Raw genomic sequence first — 1593 nt, 5'->3', positions numbered from 1 at the left:
CAGCATGGCGGAGGCAATCGCCCGGCGGCTCACATCAAGATGGTGGCGCCGCCATCGACGACCAGGACGTGACCGTTGACATAGGACGCCGCCGCCGAGGCCAGGAACACCGCCGCCCCGGCGATCTCCTCCGGCCGGCCCCAACGGCGCATCGGCGTGCGGTTGGTGAAATAGGCCCCGCGCTCCGGATCGCTCACAATCGCCAAATTCGTTTCGGTTGCGAAAAAACCGGGCGCAATGGCGTTGCTGGTCAGCCCCTGCGGGCCGTACTCGGCAGCCAGCGCCCGCACCATGCCGTTCAGCCCGGACTTCGCCGCGGCATAGACGCTGTCGTTGGCCCGCGCGATCTGCCCGGCGACGGAGGTGACGGCGATCAGCCGGCCACGCCCGCGCGGCAGCATCAACCGCGCCGCCTCGCGCGCCAGGATCAGGCCGGAGGCCAGATCGACGTCGAGCAGGCCGGTGATCTCGTCGTCGGTCAGATCGGCGAGCGGCTTGCGGTTGCGCTGCCCGACATTCTGGACCAGAACGTCGAGCCGGCCATGCTCTCGTTCGATCCGGGCGAAGGCATCGCGCACCGCCGCCCGGTCCGACACGTCGAAGGCCAGCACCGACGCGTTGCCGCCGGCCGCCTCGATCTCGGCGACGCGAGCCTCCAGCGTGGCGGCGTCGCGGCCGTTCAGCAGCACATGCGCGCCGGAGCCGGCCAGCGCCCGCGCGATTTCCAGCCCCAGCCCGCGCCCCGAGCCGGTGACGAGCGCCACCTGACCGGCGAGCGAGAAAGTCGACAGGTAGGCCAAAGTGGAAGGAGTCGTCGCAGTCATCTCTGCCCCCTGTCCGGTGCGGCGTTATGCCGGTCATTTAGCAGACGCAGCGGCCCAAGGGCAGCCCCGGAAATGGAAAAGGGGGCGCAAAGCCCGCGCCCCCTTCCCTCTCATCCGTCACCCGGTCAGTGGACAGACGCCTCGTGGCTGGCGGCGGAACTGGCCACCGGCGGCAGGGCGAAGCCGAGCGGCGGACGTTCCGGCGCCTTGAAGCCGTGCGCCCGGTCCTCCTCGACCACCACGCCGTCCAGCGCCAGCCGGCCGTCGACCACCGACAGCGACATGGTGGCCTTGCCCTCGACCTCCTCGTCGAGCAGACGCTCGGCGATCGGATCCTCGACGAGGCCCTGGATGGCCCGCTTCAGCGGACGGGCGCCGAAGGCCGGATCCCAGCCCAGATCGCCCAGCCGCCGCTTGGCCGCTGCATCCGCCGCCAGGGTGACGCCGCGTTCGGCCAGCCGCTCGTTGACGCGGGACAGCTGGATATCGACGATCCGCGACATCTGGTCCCGGCCCAGCCGGCGGAAGATCAGGACGTCGTCCAGCCGATTCAGGAACTCCGGCCGGAAGGCCTTGCGGACCGCGTCCATCACCTCCACCGTCACGCCGGCCATATCCTCGTCGTCGCCCAGGGCGCTCAGCGCCTCGGCCCCCAAGTTGGAGGTCATGATGAGGATGGCGTGGCGGAAGTCGGCGGTGCGGCCCTGTCCGTCGGTCAGCCGCCCGTCGTCCAGGCGCTGCAACAACACGTTCAGCACATCGGGATGCG

The 1593-nt window shown here is 70.4% G+C and carries 2 protein-coding genes; both read right to left on the bottom strand.

Annotated elements, in window-relative coordinates; genetic code table 11:
• Positions 1-29: 29 nt before the first annotated feature.
• Positions 30-824, bottom strand: coding sequence for an SDR family oxidoreductase (locus tag I71_RS02900; protein WP_042690259.1), 795 nt, complete (start codon positions 822-824; stop codon positions 30-32).
• 125 nt (positions 825-949) lie between these two features.
• A partial coding sequence (locus I71_RS02895; protein ID WP_042690256.1) for an AAA family ATPase occupies positions 950-1593 on the bottom strand: 644 nt, incomplete at its 5' end.

Origin of the sequence: Azospirillum sp. B506, assembly GCF_000333595.1 — a bacterium.
In the GTDB taxonomy this organism is placed as follows: domain Bacteria; phylum Pseudomonadota; class Alphaproteobacteria; order Azospirillales; family Azospirillaceae; genus Azospirillum.
This window is presented reverse-complemented; position numbering and strand designations above follow the sequence as displayed.